The following is a 1,124-nucleotide window of genomic DNA, read 5'->3' as shown; positions in this document are numbered from 1 at the left end:
CTAGGTAAACGCTGATTTATTCCGCCTGCAACAAGCCGCTCGCATCTGCTTTCAAAGTCCGTCGGGGCGGCGGCAAGCCGCCCCTCCATTGGCATGCAAGGGGCTCCGCCCCTTTGACGACCCCCGCCGACAGCGCGGTCCCGCCACCGATGCAATCGTTGCCTGACCTGCTGGTTCGTGTACGATTGAATCATCGTCGGGACACGTTGACGGGAGCCCTGCATGGCGAAGCAGACCACGTTCGGCGACCTCGAGCTCGCCGGGCAGAGGAGGACCACGAGGAGGGCCGCCTTCCTCGGGCAGATGGACGCGATCGTGCCCTGGGCCGAGTGGACGGCGCTCATCCGCCCGTTCTACTACGAGCCGGGCGGGCGCGGCAGGCCCGCGCGCGACCTCGAGCAGATGCTGCGCATGTACCTGCTGCAGTGCTGGTTCGACCTGTCCGACGAGGGCTGCGAGGACGCAGTCCTCGACTCGCGCGCGATGCAGCGCTTCGTCGGCGTAGACCTCATGCGCGAGCAGGTGCCCGACGCGACCACCCTGCTCAAGTTCAGGCGCATCCTGGAGGGCAACGGGCTGCAGGAGGCCATGTTCGCAGAGCTCAACCGCCTGCTCGACTCCGCCGGCGTCATGATGCGCGGCGGCTCGATCGTCGACGCGACGTTCATCGAGTCGCCCTCGTCGACCAAGAACGCTAAAAAGGAGCGTGACCCGGAGGCTCACCAGGGCAAGAAGGGCAAGAGCTGGCACTTCGGCTACAAGGCCCACGTCGGCGCGGACGCGGGCTCGGGGCTGGTGCACACGGTGGCGCTCACGCCCGCCAACGTGTCCGACCTGGCCATGGCCCACGCACTCGTCCGCCCCGACGACGCGTTCTGCTACGGCGACTCGGGCTACACCGGCGTCGCGAAGAGGCCCGAGGTGGCCGGCGACGCGGCGCTGTCGGCCATCGACTGGGTCGTCGCCAGGCGCCCCTCGTCCGTCAGGACGCTCGGCACCGCCGGCGACTTCGAGCGCGGGATAGAGTCGCGCAAGGCGTCGGTCCGCGCCAAGGTCGAGCTGCCCTTCCTCGTGGTGAAGCGCCAGTTCGGCTGGGTGAAGACCCGCTACCGCGGCCTCGCCAA

The 1,124-nt window shown here is 68.5% G+C and carries 1 protein-coding gene; it reads left to right on the top strand.

Going from position 1 to position 1,124, the window contains the following annotated elements; genetic code table 11:
• Positions 1-222 precede the first annotated feature (222 nt).
• Positions 223-1,124 (top strand): IS5 family transposase (locus HRL41_RS11910; protein ID WP_172137207.1); only part of this gene is annotated, 902 nt, incomplete at its 3' end.

The sequence above is a fragment of the Adlercreutzia sp. ZJ473 genome (genome assembly GCF_013185065.1).
Taxonomy (GTDB): Bacteria; Actinomycetota; Coriobacteriia; order Coriobacteriales; family Eggerthellaceae; genus CAAEEV01.
This window is presented reverse-complemented; position numbering and strand designations above follow the sequence as displayed.